The organism is Campylobacter troglodytis, assembly GCF_006864425.1.
GTDB lineage: Bacteria > Campylobacterota > Campylobacteria > Campylobacterales > Campylobacteraceae > Campylobacter_D > Campylobacter_D troglodytis.
This window is the reverse complement of the sequence record NZ_QHLI01000111.1, coordinates 1-3203: the sequence shown is the minus strand read 5'-3', so window position 1 is coordinate 3203 and position 3203 is coordinate 1. Positions and strand designations below refer to the sequence as shown.

The following is a 3203-nucleotide window of genomic DNA, read 5'->3' as shown; positions in this document are numbered from 1 at the left end:
GTAGCTACTACTCCAATATTTATCACTTTGTATTCTTGCTAATACATTTTGATAAAATTCATTTCTAGCTATTTGATATTCACTTGACACATTTCCGTAGTTATATTTATGATAAAGTTTTTGTGAAAGTGTTTTATCCTTAGAGATAAAGATAAAAGGCAAAAATTTTGAAATAGTATATTCATTAGCAGCCTTACTTAAATCCATTTCTTTTAATATGCTAGATTCATAATTGTTGTTAGATTTTAATGTTTTTATTCGCTCATCTTGTTTATCCCAATAAATAAATTCAAAATTGCCCTTTAGGTTTGTATCATTTACTTGTGAGATGATTTTTTCTAGCATAGAATTTAATTTGTTGTAAATGCTTTGAAGTTGGGATTTGATTGTGTAAAATTTTTTGATTCTATTATAGTATTTATCGCTCATATTTTTTGTGCAATAAGTTTGTATCTTTTGTTCTAAGATTTTGTAATCAATATGGCAAATATAGTTATTTTCTATCATACTTCTAGCCCACATTCTAAATGCTTTTGCACCCTTTATGGATTCTAAATTTTTATCTATTGATTGAAATTTATTAAAAACATCGTGATAGTATTCTATATCTTTTGTAGAATCTTTAAACGTATTTACTAAATTGAACTCTATATCAAAAACTTGTTTTAAAACAAGTTTTGTTGTTTGCAGTTTTAAACTTGGATTTGGTAGTATATCTGGTATCCACTCATTTATATCTATAACTTCTATGCCTATGGAATCTAGTTTATGCAAAGCCCAAGTGGTGCAGTTGTAAAGTGCATAATAGGGATTTGAACTGTAGTATAAATTTCGCATTAAAGTTTCAAGGTTCACTAATTTACTATTATCTTTTTGTAAATTAGCATTTCTATCTTTCGTTTTTTGAACATCTTGCTTTATGGATTCTAACAATGCTTCATATTGTTCTTTTGAAATTTCAAAAACACAGCGATTATTTTCATTAAAGCTACTTTTTGCTCTTTGTGTGTATTCATATATTTGCCTATTACTATTCCATTTTGGCACAAAATGATTGTTTTCAAAAACTTTGCCCCAATGAGTTGGATTATTAGATTCCACAGGAGCAAATCCATAAAATCCATCGTTATAGTCAATAGCTTCAAATTTTTCATACCATTTAATTTCCTCTTTTGTTAATATTACCATTTTACCAATATTATAATCCCAATATTCTATATTCTTTTCAAATGCAAGTTCATCCAGCTCATCAGGATGTTTGCGTGTCAAGCCTAAAAATGCGTGAGGCATTTCAATTGGCAATAAAGCCAATTTTGGTTTTATTGTTTCTATATAAAGAGTTGCAAAATATGGCATAATAATCCTTTTATTTTGTAAAAGAAAAGTTGAAAATATACTGAATATATATAGCAAATAAGACTAACATTACGCAGCCAAAAATCAAACTTGGTTTATAAATTTTGTAAAAAATACTTATTATACAAAGAACAAGAGAACTTGGCAAAACAATGCCAATAAAAATGCTTACATCTGACAATATAGGCAATGAACCTAAAATTATTTTCATAGGGTAAAATAATGCAAATGGAGATATTATTGTTGCCATAAAGCAGATAAAACAATCAAGCACAAACTTACCCCATTCAAATTTTTGTTTCATATAAGCATACCTTACTCATCTAGCTCATTAGGATGTTTGCGTGTCAAGACTAAAAATGCGTGAGGTATCCCATCTCGTATTGGGTGAATATAGATTGTTACAAAATAGGGCATATTAAATCCTTATAATTTTTCATTTTGGTGTATTGGCAAGAGCATAAGCAAAATACCACCAAAAAGCCGCAAATAATATAAAAACACACCAAAAGCTAGATTTACACATTCTATATTTTATGATATTTTTCTTTTCTAAAAAATAAAACCAAGCAATAAATAATAATATATGACATAAGGTAAATAATAAAGCCCAATCCCCAAAACCATTGAGTATATGAAAATTGGATGGCAATAACAATGAAATAGGTGTCAGTAAAAATAGTGTCGGTATGAAAAATATGATATATGATATTATCATTAGGAATAAGCAAATAAAACAATCAAATATAAAATCGCCTATGCTAAATTTTTGATTCATAGAAATACACTTCGTTTATTTGCTTTATTTAATTCATAAGGGCTTTTGCCTTTGGTAAGCCCTAAAAATGCGTGAGTAAAGTCGAGTTTCAATAAATCTTTTTCAAAAAACACATCTATGTAAATAGTTACATAATATTTCATAAAGCCTCCATTTATCGTAATAAGATTTGACCTGTAAAGGCAAAAAATACAATAAACCAATTTAATACAAAAACTAAAAAAGTATAATTATAAACGATTCAATTATCCATAAACTAGCAACTTTTACAAATATAGAAACAAAATAAAACACAACAAACAAAAATCCCCAAAGCAGAAATTTTTTATGCAAAAATGTAAGAATAGACCAAAGCGAAATACTTGAAAAGAAAATAATAAAAACAAACACATTAACAAAATCGGCTAAATTAAGTCTTAATGCCCAATACAAGCATATGAAAAATCCACATATAACACTTAATATGCCACTAAAATACAACCACGCAATCTGTCCGCTTGTAGTAGAATCTAGTCCTTTCAATTCTAGCTTTGATTTGATTTGTGTATAAATGGGAATTTTCAAAAATATGTCCTTTTGTTTTCATTACTTTCGCGAATCTTAAAATTATATCCGAACAAACTTTAAAATATCAAATAGTATAAAATAGAATGTGTATAGCATTATCAGATTCATCATATTCTAAATAATAAATAGGCTTTGTTTTATCTAAATCGTTGTTTGAATATGCCTTGCTTGAATTTGAATTTAAATCATTTGAATTTGAGTTGTTGTTTGAAACTCTTGTGCTTGAATCCGAATCATTTGCACTTGGATTCTTGTTCAAATTTCTTGCATTTGAATTATTGCTTGAATTTAAACCACTTGAATTTAAAACATTAAAATTTGAATTCTCATTTGAATTTATTGCATTAAAACTTGAATTCTTATTTAAATTCAAGCTCCCAAAGAAGCATTCATTATTTAGCAGAGTAGATTCTGTGCCACCATTTAGCAAAATTGAATAAAGAAATATCTGTGTATTTGCAGAATGCAATAAATCCAAATTAATTCCATATTTACCATAATT

The 3203-nt window shown here is 27.3% G+C and carries 3 protein-coding genes; all 3 read right to left on the bottom strand.

Annotated elements, in window-relative coordinates:
• Positions 1–1356: hypothetical protein (locus DMC01_RS13970; protein ID WP_185908937.1), on the bottom strand; the 1356-nt coding region annotated here is incomplete at its 3' end.
• 774 nt (positions 1357–2130) lie between these two features.
• Positions 2131–2277 carry a hypothetical protein gene (locus DMC01_RS13965; protein WP_185908936.1) on the bottom strand — a complete coding sequence of 49 codons (147 nt, stop codon included), beginning with the start codon at positions 2275–2277 and terminating at the stop codon, positions 2131–2133.
• Between the two features lie 488 nt (positions 2278–2765).
• Positions 2766–3203, bottom strand: a 438-nt coding sequence (locus tag DMC01_RS12145) for a hypothetical protein (RefSeq protein ID WP_427846133.1), incomplete at its 5' end; no start/stop codon positions are given.